The organism is Streptomyces finlayi, assembly GCF_014216315.1.
GTDB classification, from domain to species: domain Bacteria; phylum Actinomycetota; class Actinomycetes; order Streptomycetales; family Streptomycetaceae; genus Streptomyces; species Streptomyces finlayi_A.
Genome location: NZ_CP045702.1, coordinates 6,284,224 through 6,310,708 on the forward strand (window position 1 = coordinate 6,284,224; position 26,485 = coordinate 6,310,708).

The window sequence follows — 26,485 nt, forward strand, 5'->3', positions numbered from 1 at the left end:
GTTGACTGGTGAAGCTTGATTCCATGTACCAGGAAGTGATCCTGGACCACTACAAGCACCCCCATGGGCGCGGCCTGCGGGACGGCGACGCCGAGGTGCATCACGTCAACCCGACGTGTGGCGACGAGATCACGCTCCGGGTGAAGTACGACGGCGAGACGATCACCGACATCAGCTACGACGGCCAGGGCTGCTCCATCAGCCAGGCCAGTGCCTCCGTGCTGAACGAGCTGCTCGTGGGCAAGCAGCTCGGCGAGGCGCAGAAGATCCAGGGCGCGTTCCTGGAACTGATGCAGTCGAAGGGCCAGCTGGAGCCGGACGACGCGATGGAGGAGGTGCTGGAGGACGCGGTCGCGTTCGCCGGTGTCTCCAAGTACCCGGCCCGGGTCAAGTGCGCGCTGCTGAGCTGGATGGCGTGGAAGGACGCGACGGCGCAGGCGCTGTCCGAAGGGAAGACCGCATGAGTGAAGAGACAGTCGCACTGAAGCCGGCCTCCGAGGAGGAGGTCCGCGAGGCGCTGTACGACGTAGTCGACCCCGAGCTGGGCATCGACGTCGTCAACCTGGGCCTCATCTACGGCATCCACGTCGATGACGCCAACATCGCCACGCTCGACATGACCCTGACGTCGGCGGCCTGTCCGTTGACCGATGTCATCGAGGACCAGGCGAAGTCCGCGACCGACGGCATCGTCAACGAGTTGCGCATCAACTGGGTCTGGATGCCGCCGTGGGGCCCGGACAAGATCACGGACGACGGGCGCGAGCAGCTGCGCGCGCTCGGATTCAACGTCTGACCGGTCAGGACACGCGTGCACCGCGGGGCGCCTTTCCCCTGTCCAGGGGAGAGGCGCCCCGCGGTGCTGTGCGCGGTGCGGGGCCGGTCAGGTCATCCGCCGTGGTGCGGGGTGCTGTCCTTCGGGGAACCGCCCTGCTGGGGCACGGCAGCGGCCTCGGCGAGGACGGGGCCCAGGTTCTCCGTGCGGATGCGGCGGTCGACGTACAGCAGGCCGCTCACCAGGAGCGGGAAGGGGCCCGAGACGATCTGCGCGACCATCTGCCCGATCATGACCGCCACCAGATAGCCGCTCATCGCGAAGATGACGGCGGTGGGACTCGGGTCGGCGTCCAGGTCGGCGGTGGTGATGATGGTCGGGAACATGCCGAGAATCGAGAACGGCATCTGGATGATGTAGGCGGCGAATCCCGCTATGGCGGCGGCCAGCCACGTGATGCCGAGTACCCGCCACCAGTCGCCGCGCACCAGCTGCGACGAACGGCGCAGGGCCTCGAAGGGGCGCTGCCCCTCGAAGACCACGGCCGCCGGGGCCAGTGAGAACTTCACCCAGAGCCAGAGCGCCAGCGGCGCCGTGAGCAGGGCGCACAGCACGCCGAGCGACATGATGGTGAGGGCGCCGTTGCCGCCGTCCAGGGTGATGAGAGCGACCATCATGGCGAAGAACGCGACCATGACGAGCAGGACCGGGACGGCCACGACCAGACCCATGAGGAACACGGTGCCGACCATGGACGCCATGCGCGCGCGGGAGCGCCGCCACACGGCGGCGAAGGTGACCTGGCGGCCCAGGACCGCGTCCTGGAGGACCGCCGGAACGCTCGCGTACATCAGGGCGGAGGCGAGCACGACGAGAACGATGCCGAGCAGCGCCACGACGCCGAAGGCGGTCAGTAGTGGCACGACGTCCGAGGAGTCGGGATCGACGTGCTGGGGGAGCGCGACGACGTGCTCCAGGTGGCTGGCGACGGCGGAGTAGGCGATGACCATCGCCGCCACCATCACCAGCGATGATCCGCCCCACAGCACGAGGCCCATGCCGAACAGCGGCTTCCAGTAGCGGCCCATCGTGGTGAAGGCACCGCCCAGCAGGTCCCCGAGCTTCAGCGGTGCCAGGGGTATGACTCCGGGCTTGGGCGGGGGCGTCCAGCCACCCCACCCGGGCGGGCCGGGTGGTCCGCCGTACACACCCTCGCCGTACGGCGAGCCCCCGAGATGCGCGCCGCTGTATGCGCCGCCGCCCCACCCTGCGTCCTGCGACACTGCTTCTCCGTCATGTCGTTGTTCGTACAGTCGTCCGATGTACCGGTCGGGACACCGTAGCGTTCCCCGGCGGAGCTCACCGGCGAGGAGCGGTGTGCCGGAGGCCGGGACCGGTTCGCTCGTGCGGGCCCCGGCCGGTTAGGTTCTGGTCATGACCGACACGACTTCCCAGGCTTCCCCCCGTACCACCGGCGCCGTTGCGGCCGGCCTCGCCACCATCGCCGGTGACGGCAGCGTTCTCGACACCTGGTTCCCCGCTCCCGAGCTCACGGCTGATCCCGGCCCGGCCGGTACGCAGCGCCTCACGCCGGACGAGGCCGTGAACCGGCTCGGGGAGGCCGCGGGCAGGGCCATCGGCGTGGACGCCCGCCGAGGCGTCGAGGTCGTGGCCGTCGCCACGGTCATCTCCTCGCTGGACGACAAGCCGCTCGACGCGCACGACGCGTACCTGCGTCTGCACCTGCTCTCCCACCGGCTCGTCCAGCCGCACGGGCAGAACCTCGACGGGATCTTCGGCCTCCTCGCCAACGTGGCGTGGACCTCGCTCGGTCCGGTCGCCGTCGACGAGCTGGAGAAGGTCCGGCTGAACGCCCGCGCCGAAGGCCTGCACCTCCAGGTCACCTCGGTGGACAAGTTCCCGCGGATGACGGACTACGTCGCGCCGAAGGGCGTGCGGATCGCCGATGCGGACCGGGTCCGGCTCGGTGCGCACCTCGCGGCCGGTACGACCGTCATGCACGAGGGCTTCGTCAACTTCAACGCGGGCACGCTCGGCACGTCGATGGTCGAGGGCCGCATCTCCGCGGGCGTCGTCGTCGGCGACGGCTCCGACATCGGCGGCGGCGCGTCCACCATGGGCACGCTCTCCGGTGGCGGCAACGTCCGCATCGCGATCGGCGAGCGCTGCCTGGTCGGTGCGGAGGCGGGCGTCGGTATCGCGCTGGGCGACGAGTGCGTCGTCGAGGCGGGGCTGTACGTCACGGCGGGTACGCGCGTCACGATGCCCGACGGCCAGATCGTCAAGGCCCGTGAGCTCTCCGGCGCCTCGAACATCCTCTTCCGCCGCAACTCGGTCACCGGCGCGGTGGAGGCCCGCCCGAACAACGCGGTCTGGGGCGGCCTCAACGAGATCCTGCACCACAACTAGGTCCTGTCTGGAGTTCCAGCGCGGGAGAAGGAGCGGCGTCCGGCACCGCCGCCTCCGGCGTTGTCGTCAGTCGCGAGGGCTCCGCCATCGCTCCCTCCTCCGCCTTGGATTCGACGGCACCGGACGCCGCTCCTTCTCCCGCGCTGGAACTCCAGACAGGACCTAGGGCGACGAGCGGGTGGCGTGCCGGGTTCGGCCGGCAGCCGCCCTGCCCTCAGTCGCCGGACGGGCTCGGCACCCCCGGCCCGTCCGGCGATGCGAAGGCGCCGAGCAGTGCGGCGTGGGCGCTGCGCAAGGCTTCGGCCGCCGCTTCCCCGGCGGGCTGCAAGGGTTCACGGACCGGGCCCGTGGGCAGCAGGGCCTTGGCCGTCACGGTGCCGGGGAGGCCGGATGACATCATCAACTCGAAACGCACGAACGGCAGGCGGACGCGGGGGCGGGCACATGGCGGCGCGGTCAGGCAACGGGGCACGCGGACCGGGTTCGGCGGTGCTCGCCGTGGCGGGCGCGCTGGTCCTCTCGGGCTGTGCCGGATTCCTCGTTCCGGCGGGCGAGGGCGAACCCGGGCCGACGCCGAGCCGGGCGGCCGCCACGGCTCCCTCCGGCATCGAGCTGCCGCCCGACCCTCCCGCCCCGCCCACCGCGGACGCCCCCGCGCGGGGTTACTCGCCCACCCCCACCGCTCAGGGCGACTGTCCCGCCTCCGGCGTGCGCGTGGACATGGGGCAGGTCGAGACCGCGATGTTCCACCGGGCCGTCGTCCTCACGCTCACCAACTGCGGCGGGAAGCCGTACCCCGTCAACGGCTATCCGTCGGTGCAGGCCCTCGGAGAGGACGGCGAGCGGCTTCCCGTGAAGGTCAATCCGGGCGGCTCGTACTTCGGTCCCGACCCGGGTGCCGAGCCGGTCACGCTGAAGCCGGGCGCCGTCGTCCGCTCGACCCTCGCCTGGGTGTCCACGCAGGAAGGCGGCGACCTCGTCGAGGGGGACGCGCTGGAGATCGCCGCCGCCCCGGACACGGGCGCCCGCGTCTTCCCCCTCGTCGGGCATGACGTCCGGCTGATGGACGAGCTGAACATGACCGCCTGGCGTGTGCGGGAATCCAACTGACCCAGGAGGTCCGGGCATGACGACACGACGCGGCTTCACCCGGTACGTGGCCATCGGTGACAGCCAGACCGAAGGACTCGGGGACGGCGACGACATCCGTGGCCATCGCGGCTTCGCCGACCGGCTCGCGGAGATCCTGGCCGCCGGCGACCCCGGCCTGCTCTACGCCAACCTCGCTGTACGGGGCAGGCTCGCCGACCGGGTGAAGGCGGAGCAACTGGCGCCCGCCCTCGCACTGCGGCCCGACCTCGTCACCGTCATGGCGGGGATGAACGACCTCGTGCGCCCGGGCTTCGACGCCGCGCGGATCGCCGCGGACCTGGAGGAGATGTTCGCCGCGCTGACCGCGTCCGGCGCCACCGTGGTCACCGTCACCTTCCCCGACATCGGCCGCATCGCACCCCTGGCCCGGCGGGCGGTCCCACGGGTCCTCGACCTCAACGCCCGGATCAGGGAGGCCGCGGCCCGGCACGGCGCCCTCGTCCTCGACACCTTCCCGCAGGCCGCGACGGTGGACCCCCGGCTCTGGAGCCAGGACCGCTTGCACGCGGCGCCGCTGGGCCACTCCCGTATCGCCTCCGGCATGGCCCACGTACTCGGTGTGCCCGGACACGCGGACTGGGCCGCGCCCCTGCCGGACCGTCCCGCCCGCTCCGTCGTCCGCAGGGCGGCCACGGAGGTGGGCTGGGCCGCGAACTTCCTGGGGCCGTGGGCCGTCCGCCGGATCAGGGGGCGCTCCTCCGGCGACGGCCGAACGGCCAAGCGGTCCGCACTGACCCCGGTGCTGCCCCCCCCCGCACTGACCCCCGTGCTGCCGCCGGTGCGTCCCCTCCCCGCAAGCGCGCATCGACGCGCTCGCCGGGCCCGGTGACGGAGTCGGCCCCATGACCCCGCAGTGGCAGAAGGCGCAGACGGTCCCCGGGGTGACCGGCGGCGGTGTGAACCGCTGCACGACCGTGCTGAGCCTGATCCAGGGTGGCGAGGAGTGAAGTGCGTCTAGGCTTGGGCGGCCCGAACTCCGTACCCCTCAGGTACGCCCGAGTCACCCTCCCGAGGAGAACCACCTGATGTCCGCAGAGCGCCCCTCCCTGCCGCCGGTGCGGCTGCACTCCGAGGCCGAGCTGGCACGGGACGCGCTCGCCGCTCCGCTGCTCGCCCGTGCCGTCAGGCTCGCCCGCTGGGCCGGCCCCGGTACGCGGGTCGGCGCGGGTGGTGAGCTGGTCGAGGCGCAGTTGCCGGCCGCGGCCGCGCACCTGGGCCTCGACGACGACGAGGACGGCGCCGCGTACGCCAGTGAGGCCTGGCGCCTCGCGGTCGACACCGGGCTCCTGGACGTGGAGGACCCGGCGGACTCCGAGGACGGGGAATCCGAGGGCGCGGACACCGAGGGCGCGGAGGCGGAGGGCACCGTCACCGTCGGCGAGAGCCTGGCCCTGCTGACCGGCGGGTCCCCCAGGACGTGCTGTCGATCTGGCTCGACGGCCTGGAGGCCGTGTACGCCGATGCCACCGCACCGGCCTTCGACGACTTCGCCGACCTCGTCAACGAGGACGGCACGATCGACTTCGACGCCCTGGAATGGGACCCGGAGGCGGAGGCGGAGTTCCTCGACGGGGTGCTCGGCAATCTGTACCTGCTGACCGTGTCGGAGGCGGGACCCGGCCAGGGCCCGCTGCCGCTGCCCGCCCTCGCCGCCTCGATGATCGTGCCCGACGACATGGGGGAGCCCACCGACGACGTCCTGGAGCAGGTGTCCGAGGCGATGATGCGCCTCGACGACCAGTTCCGGGTGCTCGAACCCATCGGCATCGTCGAGTACCGGCCGCTGGACGAGACGCTGCTGACCGAGGAGGGCGAGGCGGGTGAGGACGGTGCGCCGCCCGCCGACGAGGAGGACGTCACCCGCTACGGGCTGGTGAAGCTCACCCCCCTCGGCCTGTACGGCGTCCGGGCCAGGATGCTGGAGGCGGGCGTGGACGCCCCCGCGATCGGCGACCTCGCGGGGAAGGGGGCCGAGGAACTCCTCGCGGGCATCGCGTACTACCCCGAGGACGCCGTCCGCGCCGAGACCGAACTGTGGATCGGCCGGCACGGGAGCGTCGGCGTGGTGACGGCCGCGCGCGAGCTGCTGAGTGCCTCGCGCGGTTCCGACGCCGGCGCGCCGCTGCGCCGTCTGCACTGCCAGCAGGCGCTCGCCCTGGCCGGACCGGCGGCGGAGCCCGCCGTGCGCTCGGTGCTCGACGACCCCGAACTGGGCGGTCTGGCGCGGGTCTGGCTCGCGGAGCGGGGCGCGGCCGACGTGCCCGCGCCGCCGGAGCCGATGATCTTCTGGCTCGCCGTCGACACGATCGCCGCCCAGCTCGACGCCGACAGCGACCTGGACGAGCTCCGGGGGCTGGTCGAGGGCCTTTCCGGTCAGCACAGCGGCTTCTTCGACGAGGTGTGGCGCGTGGACCACCCCGGCACGGCGGAGGTCCTGGAGGCCATGGGGCGGCTGCACAGCGACAAGAAGGCGGCGAAGGAAGCGCGGAAGGCCGCGTTCAAGGCGCGGTCCAGGAAGAGCGGCTGACGGTCGGCGGGCACGCCCGCCCTGGCGGCATCCTCGGTGCGGTCGAGGATGCCGCCTCGGTGCGCGGTGAGGCCCCGGACGCATGGACTGGGCAGGTCACAGGCTTCTCCGGCCACAGCATCACAAGAAGGGTGCCGCTCCAAGCCGTTCTTTGTTCAACCTCCGTTGGTGTGAGGGAGGGAGCCTGGGCGCGCCACCCACCCGGCCCGAAACCTCACATGGAGTCCGCGATGTCCTTCACTCGCAGGGAATTCACCCGGCAGTCCGCCCTCACCGGTGCGGGTATCGCCCTCACCGGTGCCGTGGGCGCGCTCGCCACCGCGCCCGGCGCCCTCGCAGCCCAGGACCCGGAGCACGGCCAGGGGCACGGCTCCGAAAACGGCCACGGTCACGGCCACGACCGGTCGCCGGGGTACGGAGAGCTGCTCCCCGACCCCGATGGCATCCTCGCGCTGCCCGCCGGATTCTCGTACCGGATCCTCACGCGCAGCGGTGTCACCAGGCTGGAGTCCGGCGAGTCCACTCCCTCCAACCATGACGGCACGGCGGCCTTCGAGGGCCCGCGCGGAGTGACGCTGCTGGTCAACAACCACGAGCTCAAGGGCCCCCGCTCCAAATGGGCCTACCCCGTCCCGCTCGTCGAGGGTCTGGTCTACGACCCGGCCGCGTCCGGCGGCTGCACGGTCGTCGAGACCCGTAAGGACGGCCGCACCGCCGAGTGGGTCGGCATCGCCGGCACCTCCACCAACTGCGCGGGCGGCTCCACGGCCTGGGGCACCTGGCTGACCTGCGAGGAGAACTCGGACAAGGCCGGTCAGAACGGAATGACCAAGGACCACGGCTACGTGTTCGAGGTCGACCCCTACGACCGGCGCGCCAACCGTGACCCGCGGCCCGTCAAGGCGTTCGGCCGGTACGACCACGAGGCCGTCGTCATCGATCCCCGGAGCGGCCACGCCTATCTGACCGAGGACGCCTCCGGCCCCAACGGGCTGTTCTACCGCTGGGTCCCGCCGCAGGGCTTCAAGCACGGCCGCGGCAAGCTCCGCACGCTCGCCGACGACGCCGGTGTCCTCCAGGCGGCCAAGTGCTTCGACCGCGGCGGCATGTTCGTCGACGACCTGTCCCGCGCCACGAAGATCGGCACGGTGTACGGCGTGGACTGGGCCGACGTCCCCGACCGTGACGCGAGGACGGTCCCCGTGCGTAAGCAGTTCGGCCAGCTGGACGTCACCCGGGGCCGCAAGCTCGAAGGCATGTGGTGGGGCGACGGCGGCGCGTACCTCGTCTCCTCGTACGCCCGTGACGAAAGCCCCGTGGCGCACGACGGCCAGGTCTGGTTCTACGACCCCAAGCGCCGCACCCTGACCCTCAAGGTGCTCCTCGGCGTGAACCCCGACCCGTCCGTGGACGGTGCCTTCGACAGCCCGGACAACATCACCGTCTCGCCCTACGGCGGCCTCGTCATCGCCGAGGACGGCGACGGCATCTCGCACCTCTTCGGTGCGACGGAGAACGGCCGTACGTACCCGATCGCGCGCAACGACCTCAACGTGGGCACGGCCGAGAAGCCCAAGTACAGCGAGTTCGCCGGAGTGACCTTCTCGCCCGACGGGAAGACGCTCTTCGCCAACATTCAGACGCCCGGAATCCTGCTCGCCATCACCGGCCCCTGGAAGCGCAAGCCGAACCGGCCCGGCCACGCGGGTACCGCCACGTCCGACTGACCCTCACCGAAGAGCGGGCCGCGCGCACAGAGCGTGGTGACACCGCGGGGGAGGCCGACGTGCGGGTCGGCCGCGCCCCGTCGGGAAGCGAGAACCGCCACACCTTCGGGGGGCGTTCCAGGGCGGGATTCCGGATGGCAGCCCTGGTGGCAGTGGGCAGAAGCCGTGCCGTGCACCGGAACGGCTGATTACGAATCCGGCACTACTGCGCCCCCAGGAGTGGTCGGGCATGGCGTCGGACGCTCTCAAGGCGCATACTCGACTTAATGAAACAGTCAGCCGGTTCCCGGCGATACCTGCCTTCCAGTCCCTTCAACCGCCCGGCCCAGGCGGCCCCACCGGTCGAATGTTTCGATGTGGGCGACAGGGTGTCGCACGACCAGTTCGGGCTCGGCAGAATCCTCGCTGTCGAGGGCGACAACGATGCGGTGCTCATCGACTTCTCTGGGCGACAGGGGAGGATTCTGAGCCCGTACTCCAAGCTGACGAAGCTCTGAGAAGGATCACGAGCTCACACAGCGTCCGCCTGGAGAATCTCCGGACCCGGGGCACCTGAGAGTCATCAGGTGCCCCGGAAGCCGTTCCCGGGCTCGGCCCGTCGCCGGGTTACAGGGACTTGGCGGCGGGCTTCACCATGCCCCGGACGGTCCGCGACTTCACGAACTCGCCCATGCCGGTCATCTCCCACTCGCCGGTGAACTGCTTGATCAGCTTGGCCATCAGCACACCGGTCTGCGGCTCCGCACCGGTCAGGTCGAAGCGGACCAGCTCCTCGCCGGTGGCCGCGTCGATCAGCCGGCAGTACGCCTTGGCGACCTCGGTGAACTTCTGACCGGTGAACGAGTTGACCGTGAAGACCAGGCCGGTCGCCTCCGCGGGGATGCGGCCCAGGTCCACGACGATCACCTCGTCGTCACCTGCGCCCTCACCCGTGAGGTTGTCGCCTGAGTGCTTGATCGCGCCGTTCAGGATGGAGAGCTTGCCGAAGTAGCAGCTGTCCAGGTGATTCCGGTTGGGGCCGTAGGCGATGACGGAGGCATCCAGGTCGATGTCCTTGCCGCGGAACGCCGGCTCCCAGCCGAGGCCCATCTTCACCTGGGAGAGCAGCGGCTTGCCGCCCTTGACCAGGGACACCGTCTGGTTCTTCTGGAGGCTGACACGGCCCTTGTCCAGGTTGATCTTGCCGGAGCCCGCGGGAGCCGGTGCGGCGGCCGGCGGGGCGGGCGGAGCCGCCGGGGCCGGAGGCGCGATGCGCGGGTCGACGGGGGCGGCCTGCGGAGCCGCCGGGGCCTGCGGAGCGGGAGCGGCGGCCGGGGCCGGCTCCTCCACCGAGACACCGAAGTCCGTGGCGATGCCCGCCAGCCCGTTCGCATAGCCCTGGCCGACGGCGCGGGCCTTCCAGGCGCCGTTGCGCAGATAGATCTCGATGACCACGAGCGCTGTCTCGGCGCCCAGCCGGGGCGGTGTGAACGTGGCGAGGGGAGTGCCGTCGTCCGCGTTGCGCACGGTGGCGGTGGGCTCGATGCCCTGGAAGGACTGGCCTGCGGCATCGGGGCTCGCGGTGACGACGACCTTCTCGATGCCGGGCGGGATCGCCGAGGTGTCCACCACGATCGCGTCGGGCGCCGAGCCGCCGCCGGACCGGTAGGTCACGCCGGAGCCCGAGGGCTGGTTGTAGAAGATGAAGTCGTCGTCGGAGCGCACCTTGCCATCGGCGGTGAGCAGCAGGCCCGAGACGTCGAGCCGCACAGGAGCGGCGACGTCCACCGCCACGCGGGCGGCGGAGAGAGGGATGTTCGAGCCGGGGGTCATTGCGGTCATGCACGGAGTAACGAACGACCCGGCTTTGCCGTTCCCTTACCTTTGCCCCGACTGCTCCGTACGTGTTACCGCGCCGGCGCGCGCGGTTACGGCCCCGGGGGTCGTCCGTCAGCGGCCGCCCCGCCGGTTGCGGGGGTGATCGCGGGCGACGTGCTCGTTGCCGTGCTTGTACGCCCCCGTCCAGCGGGCCATGACCAGTTGGGCGTCTCCCGAGGTCACATCGGCCACGAACTTCGCCGCCCGGCTCCCGCGCAGTGTGCCCGCGGGGCGGCCGTGATGGGTGAGGGTGACGCTCGCGTCGGCGTGCTGCTCGTACAGGAATCCGGAAGGTCTCGGCATGGCCCGCATGATGCCCGGGCGGGCGGAGGGCTGTCATCGGGATTTCCGCCCGCCGGGCGTCCGGCCGACGGGGCAGGCCGGGTGCGGCCAGGCCGGTGCGACCGGCCCGGTGCGGCCAGGCCGGTCTGGAGGATGGCCCGATGTGGAGGGAGGGCCCGCTGTGGCCGGTCAGTGGGGCCAGATCGGCGGGTCGGTGACGAAGTGGCCGCCGATGTGGGCGTGCTCAGGCTTGGCGGGGTCCAGTTCGCCCTGCTCGGCGATGAGCTTGTCCGCGTACGGCTCGGAATCGTCCTGCGGCTCGTACCCGAGGGACCGGGCCGAACTCAGGTCCCACCACAGGCGCGTGTTGTCCGATGAGCCGTAGACGACGGTGTGCCCGACGTTCTCCGCGCTGATCGCGGCGTGGAAGAGCCGGGCACCGTCGCCGGGGCTCATCCAGACCGACAGCATCCGTACCGACGTGGGCTCCTCGAAGCACGAGCCGATGCGCACGGACACGGTCTCCATGCCATGGCGGTCCCAGTAGAGCTGGGCGAGGTCCTCGCCGAAGGACTTGGAGAGGCCGTAGAAGGTGTCCGGGCGGCGGGTGACGTCGACCGGAACCAGGGTGTCGCCGGGGAGCGGGCGCGGGGTGTAGCCGATGGCGTGGTTGGACGAGGCGAACACCATCCGGCGCACGCCCTCCTCGCGCGCGGCCTCGTAGAGGTTGTAGGTCCCCTCGATGTTCGCGCGCAGAATCTTGTCGAAAGAGGCTTCCAGGGAGATGCCCGCGAGGTGGATGATCGCGTCGACGCCCCGAACGGCCTCGCGGAGCGCGTCCTTGTCGCCCAGATCGGCGACGATCGCGTCCGGTTCGCCGTCGATGGGGACGAGGTCGAGGAGCCGGAGCTCGTAGCCGTGCGCGGGCAGCAGCGCGCGCATCAGGGTGCCGAGGCCGCCGGCGGCGCCGGTGATCAGAACGGTACGGGGAGCGGGCATTCGGGGATCTCCTCGGTGCGGTCGCGGACGCGGCAGACGCGTGCAACACATCAAATCCATGGATGACATTCACATGGGTGGACAAGTTACGAACGCCTGGCTGATCGCGTCAAGTGCCGCGCCGGGTGAGCGGGTGCGGAGTGCGTGCGGAGTGAGTGCACCTCCCGGCCCGCGTTCCTGTCTTGACCTTCCCCCGGCACCTGCTTTAGCGTGGCGCTGTTCATGAATATGGACATCAATCATAGTTGTGCACGCTTGAATCCGCTCAGGGAGCGCCCGTGACCTCAGCCCCCCTTGCCGCCCGGCTCACTCGAGTCGCCGGGCCGCTCTTCTTCCCCGTGACCGCTTACGGGCCGGACGGCGCCATCGACCTGACGGCTTTCCGCGCCCATGTGCGGCACGGCGTCGACGCCGGTGCGGCCGCCGTCTTCGCGTGCTGCGGCACGGGCGAGTTCCATGCGCTGACTCCCGACGAGTTCGGGCTTCTCGTCGCTGCTGCCGTCGAGGAGACGGCCGGGCAGGTGCCCGTCGTCGCGGGCGCCGGATACGGCACCGCACTCGCGATCCAGTACGCGGAACGCGCCGAGGCGGCGGGCGCCGACGGGCTTCTCGCCCTGCCGCCGTACCTCGTCGTCGCGGGCCAGGAGGGGCTGCTGCGCCACTACACCGCCCTTGCCGCCGCCACCCGGCTGGAGACGGTCGTCTACCAGCGCGACAACGCCGTCTTCACTCCGGAGACGGTCGTCGCGCTCGCCCGGACGCCCGGGATCATCGGTCTCAAGGACGGCTACGGCGACCTGGACCTGATGCAGCGGATCGTCAGCGCCGTCCGCACCCAGGCGCCCGGCCAGGACTTCCTGTACTTCAACGGGCTGCCGACGGCCGAACTCACGGGACTCGCCTACCGGGGCATCGGCGTCGCGCTCTACTCCTCGGCCGTCTTCGCCTTCGCCCCCGATATCGCCCTCGCCTTCTACCGGGCGCTGGACTCGGGGGACGACGAGCTGGCCAACGCCCTGCTGGACCACTTCTACCGGCCGCTGGTCGAGCTGCGCGCCAAGGGGCACGGCTACGCGGTCTCGCTGGTGAAGGCGGCCGTCCGGCTCGGGGGACTGGACGTCGGCGAGGTGCGCACCCCGCTCATGGAGCCGCCCGCCGCCCACATCGAGGAGCTCGTCGCGATCATCGCGAGCGGACGCACCGTGCTGGAGGCGCGCGGACCCGGGATGCCGGAGGCAGCGGCGTCCGGGGCCGGGGCGCGGGAGGCGGTGGCACGCGGGTGAAGACCTCTGCCTTCCTCTACCCCTGGGACGTCGTGGGCGACCCGGATGCCGCGGCGCGCATCGCCGGCCTCGGGATCGAGCAGGTGACCCTCGCGTCCGCCTACCACTCGACCCGGGCGCTGACCCCGCGGCACCCGGACCGCCGGATCGTCACCGCCGAGTACGCCGCGGTGCTCTACCCGCCGGACGCGCGACGCTGGTCGGGGCGCGCGCTGCGGCCCCACGAGCAGTCCTAGGTGCCGGGCCCCGACCCGTACGCGGAGGCGGCTCGGGCGCTGACCGACGCCGGTCTCCAGGTGCACAGCTGGGTCGTGCTCGCGCACAACTCCCGGCTGGGCGCCGAACACCCGGACACCTCGGTGGTCAACGCCTACGGCGACCGCTATCCGTGGGCGCCCTGCATCGCCCAGCCGGCCGTCCACGCCTACCTGGTGGACCTGGCCGCCGAGGCGGCGGTCCGCGAGGGGTCGCTCGGTACCGAGCTGGAGTCCTGCGGCTGGTACGGCTTCGCCCATCTGCACGCCCACGACAAGACCGCGGGCGTCGGTCTGGGGGACGCGGCGCAGTATCTGATGTCGCTCTGCTTCTGCCCGGTCTGCCGGGCCGGATACGGCGAGCAGGGCCTGGACGCGGACGAGCTGAGCGTCTCGGTGCGGCGCGCCCTGGCGCCGGTCTGGGCCGGATCGGCCACCGCGGGGGCGGGCTGGTGCGCCGTCGGTGAGCTTCTCGGCGCCGAGCTCGCCGAGGCCACCCTCCGGTGGCGCGGCCAGGTCGCCCGTACGCTCCAGGAGGCAGCGGTCGCCGCCGTTCGGGAAGCCGCGGGGGCCGGGTTCCAGGTGCTCCTGCACGCCGACCCCGCCGCGTACCGCACGGGAGCCAACGCGGGCGTCGACGCGCGCCACATCCTCTCCGTCGCAGACGGTGTGGTGCTGCCCTGCGCCGGTGGCGACGCGGCGCGCGGAGCGGTCCTCGGGCCGTTCGCGGGCGGGTCCGGACAGGGCGTTCTCGCCGCCAACTTCGGCGTCGTCTCAGGGATGGGCGGCAGCCCCGGCACGCTCGACCGCGACGCCGCCCACGCCGCCTCGCTCGGCGCCACCGAACTGCGGCTGTACCACGCCGGGCTGGCCTCGGGCCCGGACCTCGAAGCCGTCGCCGACGCGCTCTCACGCGTCGGGCGATGACGGGAGCGGGCCGGTGGGGGAGTCCGTCAGCCTCCCCCGCCGGCCCGTGACCAGCAGGACCGCGGTTAACGGCCCCGCCGCCCCGGTCACGGGCAGCGGCACCCGTACGCCGTGAGCGGCCCCGCCCCGATCGCCGCGCCCGCGACCTGGGTCGCCGCGGCGTACGGGAGCGCTCTCGCCGCCACCGCCACCGCGAACGGGGCGATCCCGGCAGCCGCGAACGCCCGCTGCGGCATCCCGCCGCAGCAGCGGCCCCGCCAGTCGCCCGACCGCCACGGAACCGGCGTCCTGGGCCGCGTACGGCACCCCCGGTGAACGCGTGGGAGCGGGACGGCCGCTCGTCCGCCACCGCGTGGACCGCCGCCCCGTCGAGCCCGGTGAGCGGCACAGCTCTCATGGAGGGCTCGGCCGTTCAGCCCCATTGAGGACAAAACGGCAACAGCGAACGACGAGCCGTGAAACTTCTTCTGTCAGAACCGTTGACGAAACATTCGGCACAGCTCTAGCTTCATCGCGTCGTACTTCGTACGTCATATATGAGACGCGATACGCGAGATGTGAGAGCCCTTCACCCATGACTTTTGCGCCCACCCCGATTCCGTCCCGCACCCAGTACGTGCTGGAGGCGATCAAGCACGCGATCCTCACCGCGCAGCTGAGCCCAGGGCAGGCACTGGTGGAGACCGAACTCGCCGCGCAATTCGGGGTGTCCAAGACCCCGGTGCGGGAGGCGCTGAAGACACTGGCCGGTACCGGGCTCGTCGTCATGAGCCAGTACAAGGGCGCCACCGTACGGCTCGTCGACGCGACCATGGCCCGCGAGGTGTACGACGTACGGCTCCTCCTGGAGCCCGAGGCGCTGCGTCGCTCGATCACCCGCAAGGGCTCGCTCGACGAGGCCCAGGAGGCCCTGGAACGGGCCGACTCGGCGCAGGACAAGGCGGAACGCTCCCTGGCCAACCGGGACTTCCACCGGGCGCTCTACCTGCCCTGCGGAAACCCGCTGCTCGCCAGGATGCTCGACGAGGTCCGCGACCAGGCCGCTCTCGTGTCGACCGTGGCCTGGTCGGTCATCCCGACCTGGGAGCGGGAGGCGGCCGAGCACCGGGAGATCCTGCGGCTCGCGCTCGCCGCCGACGCGGCCGCTGCCGCCGGGGCTCTGCACGACCACATCGCGTCGTTCGTGCGCCGTGCCTTCCCCGACGACGTCGACGGGGGTGACGCGGCGTGAACCACCAGCACACAGACGAAAGGCGTGTCCGCATGGACCTCACTCCGCTGAAGGCGGCCCTCGCAGATGTCGTGGCCATCCCGGTGACCCCGTTCGCCGAGGACGGGACCATCGACACGGCGGCGCACCGCGCCCTGCTGCGACGGCTGCTCGACGGCGGCGTCCGCATCCTCACCCCGAACGGCAACACCGGGGAGTTCTATGCGCTCACGCCCGACGAGCGGCGGGCCGTGACCGAACTGACCGTCGAGGAGACCGGTGGCCGCGCCACCGTCCTGGTGGGCGTCGGACACGACGTACCGACCGCCGTCGCCGCCGCCCGGCACGCCAGGGACTCCGGCGCCGAGATGGTGATGGTGCACCAGCCGGTGCACCCCTACGTCTCCCAGGACGGCTGGATCGACTACCACCGCGCGATCGCCGAAGCCGTACCCGGACTCGGCGTCGTCCCTTACATCCGCAACCCGCTGCTCGGCGGCGAGGCGCTGGCCGAACTCGCCGACAGCTGCCCCAACGTCATCGGGGTGAAGTACGCCGTACCGGACGCGGCCCGCTTCGGCGCCTTCGCCCGGGACGCGGGCCTCGAACGCTTCGTCTGGGTCGCCGGCCTCGCCGAGCTGTACGCCCCCTCCTACTTCGCCACCGGCGCCACCGGCTTCACCTCCGGCCTCGTCAACGTCGCCCCCGGTGTCTCGCTGGCCATGCTGGAGGCCCTGCGGGCCGGGGACTACGCGGCGGCGATGAAGGTCTGGGAGCAGATCCGCCGCTTCGAGGAACTGCGCGCCGACCGGCAGTCCGCCGACAACGTCACCGTGGTCAAGGAGGCCCTGGCCTCGCTCGGCCTCTGCCGCCGCGATGTCCGCGCCCCCAGCAGAGTGCTGCCCGAGGAGCGCCGCGCCGAGGTCGCCGACCAGGTCGCCGGGTGGTCCGTATGAGCACCCGGCGCACCCCCGAGGAACTGCGCAGTCACCAGTGGTACGGCACGGACGGGCTCCGCTCGTTCAGTCACCGCGCCCGCACCCGTCAGCTCGGCTACCTCCCCGAAGAGCACCTGGGCAAGCCGGTCATCGCGATCCTCAACACCTGGTCGGACATCAATCCCTGCCACGTCCATCTGCGCGACCGCGCGCAGGCGGTCAAGCGGGGGGTCTGGCAGGCGGGTGGCTTCCCGCTCGAGTTCCCGGTCTCCACGCTCTCGGAGACCTTCCAGAAGCCGACGCCCATGTTCTACCGCAACATGCTGGCGATGGAGACCGAGGAGCTGCTGCGCTCCTATCCGGTGGACGGCGCCGTCCTGCTCGGGGGCTGCGACAAGTCCACGCCCGCGCTGCTGATGGGCGCCGCCTCCGTCGACCTGCCGACCGTGTTCGTACCCGCGGGCCCGATGCTGCCGGGCCACTGGCGCGACGAGATCCTCGGCTCCGGCACGGACATGTGGAAGTACTGGGACGACAAGCGGGCCGGGCTCATCGGTGACTGCGAGATGGCCGAGCTGGAGAACGGGCTCGCCCGTTCGCCCGGACACTGCATGACCATGGGGACGGCGTCGACCCTGACGGCCGCCGCCGAGGCGATGGGCGTCACGGTGCCGGGCGCCTCGTCCATCCCGGCCGTCGACTCGGGCCACGACCGGATGGCGGCGCAGTCGGGCATCCGGATCGTCGAACTGGTTTGGCAGCAGCTGACCTTGTCGAAGATCCTCACGGCGGAGGCGTACGAGGACGCGGTCGCCACCGTCCTCGCGCTCGGCGGGTCCACCAACGCGGTGATCCATCTGATCGCCATGGCGGGCCGCTCCGGAGTGGAGCTCAGCCTGGACGACTTCGACCGCATCGCCCGTACGGTGCCGGTGCTCGCCAACCTCCGCCCCGGCGGCCAGTACCTGATGGAGGACTTCCACTTCGCCGGCGGGCTGCCGGGCTTCCTGTCCCGCCTCACTGACGTACTGCACCTGGACCGTCCCACCGTCTCGCACACCTCGATGCGCGAGCAGCTCGACGGGGCGCTCGTGCACAACGCGGAGGTCATCCGGGAGCGGGACAACCCGCTCGCCGAGGAGGGCGGCGTGGCGGTCCTGCGCGGCAACCTCTGTCCGGACGGCGCGGTCATCAAGCACATCGCCGCCGAGCCGCACCTGCTGCGTCACACCGGTCCCGCGGTCGTCTTCGACGACTACAAGGAGATGCAGCGCACCATCAACGACCCGGCCCTGGCCATCACCGCCGACCACGTCCTCGTGCTCCGCAACGCGGGACCCAAGGGCGGTCCGGGAATGCCGGAGTACGGCATGCTGCCGATCCCCGACTACCTGCTGAAGCAGGGCGTCCGGGACATGGTGCGGATCTCCGACGCCCGGATGAGCGGCACCAGTTACGGGGCGTGCGTCCTGCACATCGCGCCCGAGTCGTACGTCGGCGGTCCGCTCGCCCTGGTCCGTACCGGCGACGCGATCACGCTGGACGTCGGGGCGCGTCTGCTCCACCTCGATGTGCCCGAGGAGGAGCTGACACACCGCCGCGCCGAGTGGACGCCGCCGCCCAACCGGTTCGGGCGCGGCTACGGGGCGCTCTACCAGGACCAGATCACCCAGGCCGACACCGGCTGCGACTTCGCCTTCCTGTCCCGGCAGGGAGACGTGCCCGACCCGTACGCCGGCTGAACAGGCCGAACAGAATTCTGCGCGCCGCCTCGTCCGGTATACCGAATGACATGCGGCAAGCGCTTGCGCACTCCATGCACCACACCCGCACACCGCGAAGAACGGAGACGTGTCATGGCCCAAGCCGCAGCCGTGGCCAAACCGCCCAAGGTGCCCAAGCGCCGATCGGCGAGCCCGCGCCGACTGCCCTACCTGCTGATCGCGCCCGCCGGGCTGCTGATGCTGGGCTTCATCGCCTATCCGGTGATCAGCGTCTTCTACTACAGCCTCCAGAACTACAACGTCACCAAGCCGTGGCGGAACGGCTTCGCCGGCTTCGACAACTTCACCCGCATCTTCACCGAGGACGACCACTTCTGGACGACACTCGGCTTCAGCGCCCAGTGGGTCGGCGTCCAGGTCTCGCTCCAGCTCGCGCTGGGCCTCGCCCTCGCACTGATCGTGAACCAGAGCTTCATCGGCCGCGGCATCTCCCGGGCGATGGTCTTCTCTCCCTGGGCCGTCTCCGGCGTCCTCACCAGCACCATCTGGATCCTGCTCTACAACTCCTCGACCGGCTTCAGCCGTTACCTCGCGGACGCCGGGATCGGTGACTACGGGACCTCGGTGCTCTCCGACACCGGCACCGTCTTCTGGGCCGCCACGGTCGCCGAACTCTGGCGCGGAGTCCCCTTCTTCGCCATCCTCATCCTCGCCGACCTGCAGTCCGTGTCGAAGGAGCTGTACGAGGCGGCCTCGGTCGACGGAGCCGGCCGCGTACGGCAGTTCGTCCACATCACCCTGCCGCACCTGCGCGACGCGATCATCCTCGCCACCCTGCTCCGCGGCGTCTGGGAGTTCAACAACGTCGACCTGCTGTACACCCTCACCGGCGGCGGACCGGCGGGCGAGACCACCACACTGCCGCTCTACGTCGCCAACACCGGTATCGAGGGCCACGACTTCGGCTACGCCTCCGCGCTCACCACCGTCGCCTTCGTGATCCTCCTCTTCTGCTCGATCGTCTATCTGCGCCTGAGCAAGTTCGGAGGCGACCACAAGTGACTGCCGCACTCGCCGAGAAGCACACGGGCACGGCCCCGGAACCCGTACGCACTCCCCCGAAGCCCCCCGCACACCGCCGCCGCGGCCGTGAGCGCGCCTTCGACGACGTACCGCGCTGGCAGATCTACGTGCCCCTGGGCATCTATCTGCTCTTCACCCTCATCCCGTTCTACTGGATGTTCCTCTTCGCGGTACGGCCCGCGGGCTCCACCTCGCTGGTGCCCTGGCCGATGACGGGCGAGCACTTCTCCAAGGTCTGGAACGAGCGCAGCTTCGCCGTCTTCTTCCAGAACAGCATGATCGTCGGTGTCGCCACCCTGTTCACCACGACCCTGGTGGCCCTGGCCGGCGGCTACGCGCTGGCGCGGTTCAACTTCAGGATCAAGAACGGGTTCATGCTGGCGCTGCTGTGCTCGCAGTTCATCCCGGGCGCGCTGATGCTCGTACCGCTCTTCGAGATCTTCAAGAACCTCCAGATGATCAACTCCCTCGGCAGCGTCATCATCGCCGAGACGGTCTTCCAGCTGCCGCTGTCGATCATCCTGATCAGCGGCTTCATCAAGAACGTGCCCATGACGCTGGAGGAAGCCGCCTGGGTGGACGGCTGCTCGCGCTTCCGTGCCTTCTGCGCGGTCGTCCTCCCGCTGCTCAGGCCCGGACTGATCGCCGTCGGTTCCTTCGCCTTCGTGCACAGCTGGAACCACTTCCTGTTCGCCCTGATGTTCCTCAGCGAACAGGACAAGCAGACGATCCCGGTCGGCCTGAACACCCTCATCGGCGCCGACAGCGTCGACCTGGGGGCGCTCGCCGCGGGCGGTGTCATCGCCGCCGTGCCCGTGGTGATCGTCTTCGCCTTCATCCAGAAGTGGCTGATCACCGGCTTCAGCGCCGGCGCAGTGAAGGGCTGACGCACATGACCGAACCAACCCCCGCGCCCCGGCCCCGCACCGGCCGCCGCGCCGCCGCCACGCTCGTCCTGCTCGCCGGGTGCCTGGCCCTCCAGCCCGGAGCACAGGCCGCCACCCCGGCCGCCGTACCCGCCGCCCCCGCGGCCGCCGTACCGGACCTGGGCCGGGAGGTCCTCGCGGCCGGCGACGGCTGGGCACGCGGCGCGGGCGCGGGGAGGGTCGGATGAGCACCACCGCCACCACGGCCACCCCCCTCCCGATCGTCCTCGCCGGGGCACGCGGCCACGGGCGCTGGCACCTCGCCAACATCCGCCGCCTCCAGGGCCAGGGGGTCGTCCGCCTCGCCGGGATCTGCGAACTGGCACCGCTGGATTCGGGCGAACTCGACGCCTTCGCCGGTGAACTCCCGCAGCAGTGCGCTGACTTCGGGGCGCTCCTGGACTCCACCGGAGCCCGCGCGGCCGTCATCTGCACCCCGATCCAGACCCACACCGAACTGGCTCTCACCGCTGCCGCGCGTGGTGTCCACCTCCTCCTGGAGAAGCCACCCGCCGCCACCTACGCCGACTACGTCCGGATGACCGAGGGGGTACGGGAAGCGGGCATCGCCTGCCAGATCGGCTTCCAGTCCTTCGGCTCGCACGCCGTCCCCGCCATCCGGGAACTCGTACGCAGCGGTGCGATCGGCACCGTCCAGGGCTTCGGCGCCGCCGGGGCCTGGGTCCGTGACGAGGCCTACTACCGCCGGGCGCCCTGGGCCGGACGCCGCAGGATCGGCGACACCGACGTGGTCGACGGGGTCCTCACCAACCCCCTGGCCCACGCCGTCGCCACCGCGCTCGAACTCGCGGACAGCGGGAGGGCCGACGACGTCCTGGCCATCGAGACCCAGCTGTTCCGGGCCAACGACATCGAGGCCGACGACACCTCCTGCCTCCGCATCACCACCCCGGGCGGACCGCCGGTCACCGTCGCCGTCACCCTCTGCGCCGAACAGGCCGCCGAACCGTATGTGATCGTCCACGGCGACCGGGGCCGGATCACCTTCTGGTACAAGCAGGACCGCGTCCTCGTCCAGCGCGCCGGCCGGGGGCCCGAGGAAGTCGTCCACGGGCGGACCGACCTCCTGGAGAACCTGGCCGGCCATCTGGCACACGGCACGGCCCTCCTCGTACCCCCGCACCGCACCGGCGCGTTCATGCGCGTCGTCGAGGCCGTGCGCACCGCCCCCGAACCCGCCGCGCTGCCCGGCGACGCCTGGTTCACCGCACCGGCCACGGCCACCACCGGCGTACGGCGCGTCGTGCGCGGTGTCGACGCCCTGGTCGCCGCGGGCGCCGACACCCTCAGCCTCTTCTCCGAACTCGGCGCCCCCTGGGCGCACCCCAGCGAGGTGAGTACACCGTGACCACCGCACTCCTCAGCTGCGCGGGCCGCACCGTCGGCCGCTACAGCTACCTCCCCTCCGCCCGGGACGGCCGCCCCTTCCTCCACCCCGTCACCACCCTGGCGGGCACCCCCGTCACCGAGGAGCGGCCGGGCGACCACATCCACCACCTCGGCGCCTCCATCGCCGTCCCCGACGTGGCCGGGTACAACTTCTGGGGCGGACGCACCTTCGTCCGCGACCAGGGCCCCACCGAACTCGACAACCACGGGGTGCAGCGTCACCTCGGGTGGAAGCTCCGCGACCAGGACGGTTTCGTGGAGGAGCTCAGCTGGGAGGCCGACGGCACCGAGCTGCTGCGCGAGCACCGCACGGTCGCCGTCACCGGGCTCTCCGACACCGCGTGGGCGCTCGACCTCTCCTTCTCCCTCACCAACCGGGGGACCACCGGGCTCTCCATCGGCAGCCCCGCCACCAACGGCCGCCCCGGCGCCGGATACGGCGGATTCTTCTGGCGCGCACCCAAGGGGCCCACGGCGCCCGTCGTGTTCGGCGCCGAGGCGGACGGTGAAGAGGCCGTGCACGGCAGGGCCGCCGACTGGGTGGCGCTCGCCGGGAACGGCTGGACCCTCGTCTTCGCCGGGGCCACCGAGGAGACCCGGAACGATCCCTGGTTCGTCCGGAGCACCGAGTACCCCGGGGTGGGCTCCTCCCTCGCCGCGGACCGCCGCCTCGTCGTCGCCGCCGGAGCCACCGTCGTGCGCCGCGTCGTCACCGTCGTCGCCGACGGCACACTCGACCGGGACACCGCGGACGCCCACGTCCGCAAGGTCGTGACGGCATGAGCGGCCCCACGACACTGCGCTCCGCCGACCTCGGAGACGGCACCTACCGCAACCCGGTGCTGGACGCAGACTGGTCCGACCCGGACGTCGTGCGCCACGGCGACGACTACTACATGACGGCGTCCAGCTTCGGCCGGGTCCCCGGGCTGCCGCTGCTGCACTCCCGCGACCTGGTCAACTGGACCCTCGTCGGGCACGCCCTGGAGCGCCTCGAACCCGCCGTCGACTTCGCCGTGCCGCGCCACGACTGCGGGGTGTGGGCGCCGTCCCTGCGCCACCACGACGGACGGTTCTGGATCTTCTGGGGCGACCCCGACCACGGCATCCAGCAGATCAACGCCGAGGACATCCGCGGCCCGTGGAGCGCTCCGCACCTGATCAAGGCCGGCAAGGGGCTGATCGACGCCTGCCCGCTGTGGGACGAGGAGACCGGCGAGGCGTACCTCGTGCACGCCTGGGCCAAGTCACGCTCCGGGATCAAGAACCGGCTCACCGGTCACCGGATGAGCCCTGACGGGCGCGAGCTGCTCGACACGGGCGAGACCCTGGTCGACGCCGACCGGATACCCGGCTGGTTCACCCTCGAAGGCCCCAAGCTCTACCGTCACGACGGCTACTTCTGGATCTTCGCCCCGGCGGGCGGGGTGGAGACCGGCTGGCAGGGTGCCTTCCGGTCCCGGGAGTTCTCCGGCCCGTACGAGGAACGTGTCGTCCTCGCCCAGGGCAGCACACGGGTCAACGGACCGCACCAGGGCGCCTGGGTGCGCACGGCGCGGGGCGAGGACTGGTTCCTGCACTTCCAGGCCAAGGGGGCGTACGGGCGAGTCGTCCACCTCCAGCCGATGCGCTGGACCACCGACGGTGAGGCGGGTCCCTGGCCCGTCATCGGGAACGCGGGGGAGCCCGTCTGCGCGCACACCAAGCCGCTCGTCCCCGAACAGCCCCGCGAAGTGCCCGCCTTCGACGACGACTTCCCCGGCGGGCGCTTCGGCCGGCAGTGGCAGTGGACAGCGGGGCCCCGGCCCGGCTGGACGGTCGAGCACGCCGGTGACGGTCTGCGTCTCAGCTGCGTACGGACCGCGTACGCGCACGATCTGCGGGCCCTGCCCAACGTGCTCGTCCAGCGGCTGCCCGCCGAGTCGTTCACCGTGGAGACGGAACTCGTCCTGAACAGCGACGAGCCGGGCGCCAAGGCCGGACTCGCCGTGCTGGGCGACGCGTTCAGCTGGATCGGCCTCGAAGCGGGGGACGACGGGGCGCCGCGCCTCGTGCACCGGTACGCGGAGACGGTCGCCGAACACGAACGCGACGCGGAGTACCCGCGCCCCGCGCCCCACGGCCGGGTCCGCCTCCGTGTCGAGGTCACCGCCGGCGCACGCTGCCGCTTCTACGCCGATACGGGCGACGGCGACGGCTTTTGCCCCTCGGGCCAGGTCTTCGCGGCGACGCCCTGGCGCTGGGTCGGCGCACTGCTCGGCCTGTTCGCCACCGCTCCGGCCGGGACGGGACCCGCCGGCACGGCCGACTTCACCGCCTTCCGCACCGCGTACTGACACCCCGCCCCCACTTTCGCAAACCGCCTGTATGGGAGCCGCGACGATGCACCTCCGTACCAAGCGAACAAACCTCGGAACGCTCACCACGGCCCTCGCCCTGGGCGCCGCCCTCCTCGTACCGAGCGCGCCGGGTCAGGCGGCCGTCGACGCGGTGCCCGCGGGCAGCGGCGGGCGGATCACGGTACGGCTCGCCCCCGGCACCTATGTCACCGCGGACCACCCCCGGACGCCGGCGCGGGACGCCGCACACCACGACGTGGCCGACCACCTGGCGGGCGAGGACGGCCGGACCCCCCACCGCAGCACGCAGCACTGAATCCCTTCCCGAATTCCCCCGCTCAACAGCACAGCGACCGAACCCAGAGAGAAGAGCCGACCATGAACATCTCGAAGACGTACCGGGGGCGTACCGCGGCAGCGGTCTCCCTCACGGCAGTGCTCGCGCTGACGGCCACGGCCTGTGGTGACGACGGCAGCAGCTCGGGCAAAGAGGGCAGCGGCAAGGGCGAGATCACCTTCTGGGACAACAACGGCGGACCGCGCACGGCCATCTGGACCGAGATCATCAAGGACTTCGAGAAGAAGAACCCGGACATCGAGGTCAAGTACGTGCCGATCCCGATCGCGGACGTCCAGTCCAAGTACGACACCGCGATAGCGGGCGGCGGACTGCCTGACGTCGGCGGCGTCGGCACCGCCTACCTCTCCAACATCGTCTCGCAGGAGGCGCTGGAGCCCGTCCAGGACCGGATCAAGGGATCGGCCCTGGACGGCAAGCTCGTCGAGTCCATGGTCGCGAGCGTCAAGGTCGCCGGCGGCCGTGGCGAGGACATGTACACCGTGCCGACCTCCGCGAACAACGGCACTCTCTGGTACCGCACCGACCTGTTCAAGGCCGCCGGCCTGGAGGCCCCCACCACCTGGGCGAAGTTCTACGAGGCAGCGGACAAGCTGACCGACTCCAAGAACAACAAGTTCGGCTACACCATCCGTGGTGGCGCGGGCTCCATCGCCCAGGCCATCGACGCCTCGTACGGCCAGTCCGGCATCACGGAGTTCTGGGACGGCGACAAGACGACGCTCAACGACCCGAAGAACGTCGCCGCGCTCGAGAAGTACGTCGGCCTCTTCAAGAGGACGACGCCGTCCGCCGACGTCAACAACGACTTCACCAAGATGGTCGCCCAGTGGGACACCGGCAGCATCGGGATGCTCAGCCACAACCTGGGCTCCTACCAGGACCACCTGAAGGCGCTGGGTCCCGACAAGTTCGCCGGAATCCCCAACCCGCTGAGCGACGGCGGCCGGCGGGTCCAGGTCTCCAACCCCGTCGACGGGCTCGGTATGTTCCGGGTGAGCAAGAACAAGACGGCGGCCTGGAAGTTCATCGAGTTCGCGGCCTCGCACGAGTCCAACAGCAAGTGGAACGAGGCGGCCGGTGCCATCCCCGCCAACACCGAGGCGGCGAAGGACCCGTGGATCGCCGCTTCCGAGCCGACCGCGCTCGGTGCGAAGTCCCTGACGGACGGCTCCACCACGATCGTGCAGCTGCCGTACTACCTGCCCGACTGGAACAACATCAGCAAGGCCGACAACGAGCCGGAGTTCCAGAAGCTGCTCCTCGGCAAGGTCACGGCCAAGCAGTTCCTCGACAAGATCGCCGATGAGCTGAACGCCGCGCAGAAGGAGTGGAAGGAGCTGGGCAACGGCTGATCCGGCCGGCTCCGCCTCCCCCGACCGGGACCGGCGGCGGTACGGGTCGCGCCCCGCCGCCGGTCCCGCTCCACGCAGGACCAGGACCATCACACCTCCCCCCGAGAGAGGCAGTCCCCCGTGTCCCTCACCCGCAGAAGGACGGCAGCCGCGCTCCTCGCGCTGCCCCTCGCCTTCGCCGCCACTCCCGCCTTCGCCGAGAACGGCGGCGGCCGGCCGAGGCCCCGGACCCTGCACATCGCGGGCGACTCCACGGCCGCCCAGAAGTACGCCGACGCCGCGCCCGAGACCGGCTGGGGCATGGCCCTGCCCTTCTTCCTCGGCCATGGCGTCGGCATCGCCAACCACGCGGTCAACGGCCGCAGTTCGAAGAGCTTCATCGACGAGGGACGGCTCGACGTGCTCCTGCGCGGCGTGCGCGAGGGTGACCTCGTCCTCATCCAGTTCGGGCACAACGACTCCAAGAGCGCCGACCCGACCCGCTACACGGAGCCCTGGTCGACGTACCAGGAGCACCTGCGGCAGTACATCGACGGTGCGCGGGCCCGCGGCGGGCTGCCCGTTTTCGCCACCTCCGTGGAGCGCCGGAAGTTCGACGCGAGTGGCACGGCCCTGCCCACGCACGGCGAGTACCCGGCGGCGATGCGGGCGCTGGCCGAGGAGGAGGACGTGGCGCTGGTAGACATCCAGGCCCTGTCGATCGCCCTGTGGCAGAAGCTCGGTGCCGAGGAGACCAAGACGTACTTCAACTGGACCGCGACCGAACAGGACAACACCCACTTCAACCCGCCGGGCGCGATCGCCGTGGCCCGCCTCGTCGCGACCGGGCTGCTGGAACGCCGCGCGCTCGCCCCGCGCGAGGTGCGCCGCCTCGCCGACGAGATCCCCGAGTCCTGGATCACCTGGCCCCGAGCCTGAACCGCACGAAG

The 26,485-nt window shown here is 71.3% G+C and carries 25 protein-coding genes and 3 pseudogenes; 23 read left to right on the forward strand and 5 right to left on the reverse strand.

Features of this window, described 5'->3' with window-relative positions:
• The first annotated feature begins 8 nt into the window (after positions 1 to 8).
• The gene (sufU, locus tag F0344_RS28705) at positions 9 to 464 is read left to right on the forward strand and encodes a Fe-S cluster assembly sulfur transfer protein SufU (protein ID WP_308460993.1); all 456 of its coding nucleotides are present in this window, start codon (positions 9 to 11) and stop codon (positions 462 to 464) included.
• A complete protein-coding gene (locus F0344_RS28710) occupies positions 461 to 796 on the forward strand; it encodes a metal-sulfur cluster assembly factor (RefSeq protein ID WP_185301526.1) in 336 nt (111 codons plus the stop codon). The genes sufU and F0344_RS28710 overlap by 4 nt, the downstream gene beginning before the upstream one ends.
• Positions 797 to 888: 92 nt before the next feature.
• Here the strand turns inward: F0344_RS28710 and F0344_RS28715 are convergent, their stop codons facing one another.
• Complete coding sequence (locus F0344_RS28715; RefSeq protein WP_185301527.1) at positions 889 to 2,058, reverse strand: DUF7847 domain-containing protein; 1,170 nt, start codon at positions 2,056 to 2,058, stop codon at positions 889 to 891.
• Between the two features lie 151 nt (positions 2,059 to 2,209).
• On the opposite strand from F0344_RS28715, the gene dapD reads away from it, so the two are divergent.
• Positions 2,210 to 3,205, forward strand: coding sequence for a 2,3,4,5-tetrahydropyridine-2,6-dicarboxylate N-succinyltransferase (gene dapD / locus F0344_RS28720; protein WP_185301528.1), 996 nt, complete (start codon positions 2,210 to 2,212; stop codon positions 3,203 to 3,205).
• Between the two features lie 214 nt (positions 3,206 to 3,419).
• Here the strand turns inward: dapD and F0344_RS28725 are convergent.
• Positions 3,420 to 3,611 (reverse strand): annotated as a pseudogene (locus tag F0344_RS28725) (hypothetical protein); the annotation flags it as partial.
• A gap of 38 nt (positions 3,612 to 3,649) precedes the next feature.
• On the opposite strand from F0344_RS28725, the gene F0344_RS28730 reads away from it, so the two are divergent.
• The 5 genes and pseudogenes from F0344_RS28730 (at position 3,650) to F0344_RS36190 (ending at position 9,108) form a co-directional block, all read left to right on the forward strand.
• On the forward strand, positions 3,650 to 4,315 hold the full coding sequence (locus F0344_RS28730; protein WP_185301529.1) for a DUF4232 domain-containing protein: 666 nt from the start codon (positions 3,650 to 3,652) through the stop codon (positions 4,313 to 4,315).
• Between the two features lie 16 nt (positions 4,316 to 4,331).
• Positions 4,332 to 5,186 carry an SGNH/GDSL hydrolase family protein gene (locus tag F0344_RS28735; protein ID WP_185301530.1) on the forward strand — a complete coding sequence of 285 codons (855 nt, stop codon included), beginning with the start codon at positions 4,332 to 4,334 and terminating at the stop codon, positions 5,184 to 5,186.
• Between the two features lie 196 nt (positions 5,187 to 5,382).
• Positions 5,383 to 6,884, forward strand: a pseudogene (locus tag F0344_RS28740) (hypothetical protein).
• Between the two features lie 230 nt (positions 6,885 to 7,114).
• Positions 7,115 to 8,611, forward strand: a complete 1,497-nt coding sequence (locus F0344_RS28745) for an alkaline phosphatase PhoX (RefSeq protein WP_185301531.1) — start codon at positions 7,115 to 7,117, stop codon at positions 8,609 to 8,611.
• Positions 8,612 to 8,877: 266 nt separating this feature from the next.
• Positions 8,878 to 9,108, forward strand: coding sequence for a hypothetical protein (locus F0344_RS36190; RefSeq protein ID WP_258050152.1), 231 nt, complete (start codon positions 8,878 to 8,880; stop codon positions 9,106 to 9,108).
• A 109-nt stretch (positions 9,109 to 9,217) separates the two neighbouring features.
• On the opposite strand, the gene F0344_RS28755 is transcribed toward F0344_RS36190, so the two are convergent.
• From F0344_RS28755 to F0344_RS28765, 3 genes are all read right to left on the reverse strand, one after another.
• Complete coding sequence (locus F0344_RS28755; protein WP_185301532.1) at positions 9,218 to 10,432, reverse strand: TerD family protein; 1,215 nt, start codon at positions 10,430 to 10,432, stop codon at positions 9,218 to 9,220.
• Between the two features lie 108 nt (positions 10,433 to 10,540).
• The gene (locus tag F0344_RS28760) at positions 10,541 to 10,771 is read right to left on the reverse strand and encodes a hypothetical protein (RefSeq protein ID WP_185301533.1); all 231 of its coding nucleotides are present in this window, start codon (positions 10,769 to 10,771) and stop codon (positions 10,541 to 10,543) included.
• Positions 10,772 to 10,939: 168 nt separating this feature from the next.
• Positions 10,940 to 11,749 carry an NAD-dependent epimerase/dehydratase family protein gene (locus F0344_RS28765; protein WP_185301534.1) on the reverse strand — a complete coding sequence of 270 codons (810 nt, stop codon included), beginning with the start codon at positions 11,747 to 11,749 and terminating at the stop codon, positions 10,940 to 10,942.
• A 278-nt stretch (positions 11,750 to 12,027) separates the two neighbouring features.
• Here F0344_RS28765 and F0344_RS28770 point away from each other — a divergent pair, with 278 nt between their 5' ends.
• From F0344_RS28770 to F0344_RS28840, 15 genes and pseudogenes are all read left to right on the forward strand, one after another.
• Positions 12,028 to 13,032 (forward strand): 5-dehydro-4-deoxyglucarate dehydratase, encoded by a 1,005-nt coding sequence (locus tag F0344_RS28770; RefSeq protein WP_185301535.1) that lies wholly within the window; start codon positions 12,028 to 12,030, stop codon positions 13,030 to 13,032.
• Positions 13,029 to 14,213 (forward strand): annotated as a pseudogene (locus F0344_RS28775) (hypothetical protein). Before F0344_RS28770 ends, F0344_RS28775 begins: the two are co-directional and overlap by 4 nt.
• Before the next feature lie 111 nt (positions 14,214 to 14,324).
• Positions 14,325 to 14,528, forward strand: a complete 204-nt coding sequence (locus F0344_RS28780; RefSeq protein ID WP_185301536.1) for a hypothetical protein — start codon at positions 14,325 to 14,327, stop codon at positions 14,526 to 14,528.
• A 259-nt stretch (positions 14,529 to 14,787) separates the two neighbouring features.
• Positions 14,788 to 15,444, forward strand: coding sequence for a GntR family transcriptional regulator (locus tag F0344_RS28785; protein ID WP_185301537.1), 657 nt, complete (start codon positions 14,788 to 14,790; stop codon positions 15,442 to 15,444).
• A gap of 32 nt (positions 15,445 to 15,476) precedes the next feature.
• The gene (locus tag F0344_RS28790; protein WP_185301538.1) at positions 15,477 to 16,379 is read left to right on the forward strand and encodes a dihydrodipicolinate synthase family protein; all 903 of its coding nucleotides are present in this window, start codon (positions 15,477 to 15,479) and stop codon (positions 16,377 to 16,379) included.
• Entirely contained in the window at positions 16,376 to 18,103 is a 1,728-nt protein-coding gene (gene araD, locus F0344_RS28795; RefSeq protein WP_185301539.1) for an L-arabinonate dehydratase, read from the forward strand. The genes F0344_RS28790 and araD overlap by 4 nt, the downstream gene beginning before the upstream one ends.
• A gap of 114 nt (positions 18,104 to 18,217) precedes the next feature.
• Positions 18,218 to 19,147, forward strand: a complete 930-nt coding sequence (locus tag F0344_RS28800; protein WP_185301540.1) for a carbohydrate ABC transporter permease — start codon at positions 18,218 to 18,220, stop codon at positions 19,145 to 19,147.
• Entirely contained in the window at positions 19,144 to 20,055 is a 912-nt protein-coding gene (locus tag F0344_RS28805; RefSeq protein ID WP_185301541.1) for a carbohydrate ABC transporter permease, read from the forward strand. Before F0344_RS28800 ends, F0344_RS28805 begins: the two co-directional genes overlap by 4 nt.
• A gap of 5 nt (positions 20,056 to 20,060) precedes the next feature.
• The gene (locus F0344_RS28810) at positions 20,061 to 20,282 is read left to right on the forward strand and encodes a hypothetical protein (RefSeq protein ID WP_185301542.1); all 222 of its coding nucleotides are present in this window, start codon (positions 20,061 to 20,063) and stop codon (positions 20,280 to 20,282) included.
• A complete protein-coding gene (locus F0344_RS28815) occupies positions 20,279 to 21,463 on the forward strand; it encodes a Gfo/Idh/MocA family protein (RefSeq protein ID WP_185301543.1) in 1,185 nt (394 codons plus the stop codon). The genes F0344_RS28810 and F0344_RS28815 overlap by 4 nt, the downstream gene beginning before the upstream one ends.
• Complete coding sequence (locus F0344_RS28820; protein WP_185301544.1) at positions 21,460 to 22,287, forward strand: DUF6807 domain-containing protein; 828 nt, start codon at positions 21,460 to 21,462, stop codon at positions 22,285 to 22,287. The genes F0344_RS28815 and F0344_RS28820 overlap by 4 nt, the downstream gene beginning before the upstream one ends.
• The gene (locus F0344_RS28825) at positions 22,284 to 23,840 is read left to right on the forward strand and encodes a glycoside hydrolase family 43 protein (RefSeq protein WP_185301545.1); all 1,557 of its coding nucleotides are present in this window, start codon (positions 22,284 to 22,286) and stop codon (positions 23,838 to 23,840) included. Before F0344_RS28820 ends, F0344_RS28825 begins: the two co-directional genes overlap by 4 nt.
• A 46-nt stretch (positions 23,841 to 23,886) precedes the next feature.
• Positions 23,887 to 24,159, forward strand: a complete 273-nt coding sequence (locus F0344_RS28830) for a hypothetical protein (RefSeq protein ID WP_185301546.1) — start codon at positions 23,887 to 23,889, stop codon at positions 24,157 to 24,159.
• Between the two features lie 62 nt (positions 24,160 to 24,221).
• Positions 24,222 to 25,556 (forward strand): ABC transporter substrate-binding protein, encoded by a 1,335-nt coding sequence (locus F0344_RS28835; RefSeq protein WP_185301547.1) that lies wholly within the window; start codon positions 24,222 to 24,224, stop codon positions 25,554 to 25,556.
• A 120-nt stretch (positions 25,557 to 25,676) separates the two neighbouring features.
• Positions 25,677 to 26,474 (forward strand): rhamnogalacturonan acetylesterase, encoded by a 798-nt coding sequence (locus tag F0344_RS28840; RefSeq protein ID WP_185301548.1) that lies wholly within the window; start codon positions 25,677 to 25,679, stop codon positions 26,472 to 26,474.
• Positions 26,475 to 26,485 lie beyond the last annotated feature (11 nt).

Bases quoted from the DNA above. Each gene is read 5' to 3' on its own strand.
- F0344_RS28710 (WP_185301526.1), top strand. From the start codon at position 461: ATGAGTGAAGAGACAGTCGCACTGAAGCCGGCCTCCGAGGAGGAGGTC.
- dapD (WP_185301528.1), top strand. From the start codon at position 2,210: ATGACCGACACGACTTCCCAGGCTTCCCCCCGTACCACCGGCGCCGTT.
- F0344_RS28730 (WP_185301529.1), top strand. From the start codon at position 3,650: ATGGCGGCGCGGTCAGGCAACGGGGCACGCGGACCGGGTTCGGCGGTG.
- F0344_RS28735 (WP_185301530.1), top strand. From the start codon at position 4,332: ATGACGACACGACGCGGCTTCACCCGGTACGTGGCCATCGGTGACAGC.
- F0344_RS28745 (WP_185301531.1), top strand. From the start codon at position 7,115: ATGTCCTTCACTCGCAGGGAATTCACCCGGCAGTCCGCCCTCACCGGT.
- F0344_RS36190 (WP_258050152.1), top strand. From the start codon at position 8,878: ATGAAACAGTCAGCCGGTTCCCGGCGATACCTGCCTTCCAGTCCCTTC.
- F0344_RS28755 (WP_185301532.1), bottom strand. From the start codon at position 10,432: ATGACCGCAATGACCCCCGGCTCGAACATCCCTCTCTCCGCCGCCCGC.
- F0344_RS28760 (WP_185301533.1), bottom strand. From the start codon at position 10,771: ATGCCGAGACCTTCCGGATTCCTGTACGAGCAGCACGCCGACGCGAGC.
- F0344_RS28765 (WP_185301534.1), bottom strand. From the start codon at position 11,749: ATGCCCGCTCCCCGTACCGTTCTGATCACCGGCGCCGCCGGCGGCCTC.
- F0344_RS28785 (WP_185301537.1), top strand. From the start codon at position 14,788: ATGACTTTTGCGCCCACCCCGATTCCGTCCCGCACCCAGTACGTGCTG.
- F0344_RS28790 (WP_185301538.1), top strand. From the start codon at position 15,477: ATGGACCTCACTCCGCTGAAGGCGGCCCTCGCAGATGTCGTGGCCATC.
- araD (WP_185301539.1), top strand. From the start codon at position 16,376: ATGAGCACCCGGCGCACCCCCGAGGAACTGCGCAGTCACCAGTGGTAC.
- F0344_RS28800 (WP_185301540.1), top strand. From the start codon at position 18,218: ATGGCCCAAGCCGCAGCCGTGGCCAAACCGCCCAAGGTGCCCAAGCGC.
- F0344_RS28810 (WP_185301542.1), top strand. From the start codon at position 20,061: ATGACCGAACCAACCCCCGCGCCCCGGCCCCGCACCGGCCGCCGCGCC.
- F0344_RS28815 (WP_185301543.1), top strand. From the start codon at position 20,279: ATGAGCACCACCGCCACCACGGCCACCCCCCTCCCGATCGTCCTCGCC.
- F0344_RS28825 (WP_185301545.1), top strand. From the start codon at position 22,284: ATGAGCGGCCCCACGACACTGCGCTCCGCCGACCTCGGAGACGGCACC.
- F0344_RS28830 (WP_185301546.1), top strand. From the start codon at position 23,887: ATGCACCTCCGTACCAAGCGAACAAACCTCGGAACGCTCACCACGGCC.
- F0344_RS28835 (WP_185301547.1), top strand. From the start codon at position 24,222: ATGAACATCTCGAAGACGTACCGGGGGCGTACCGCGGCAGCGGTCTCC.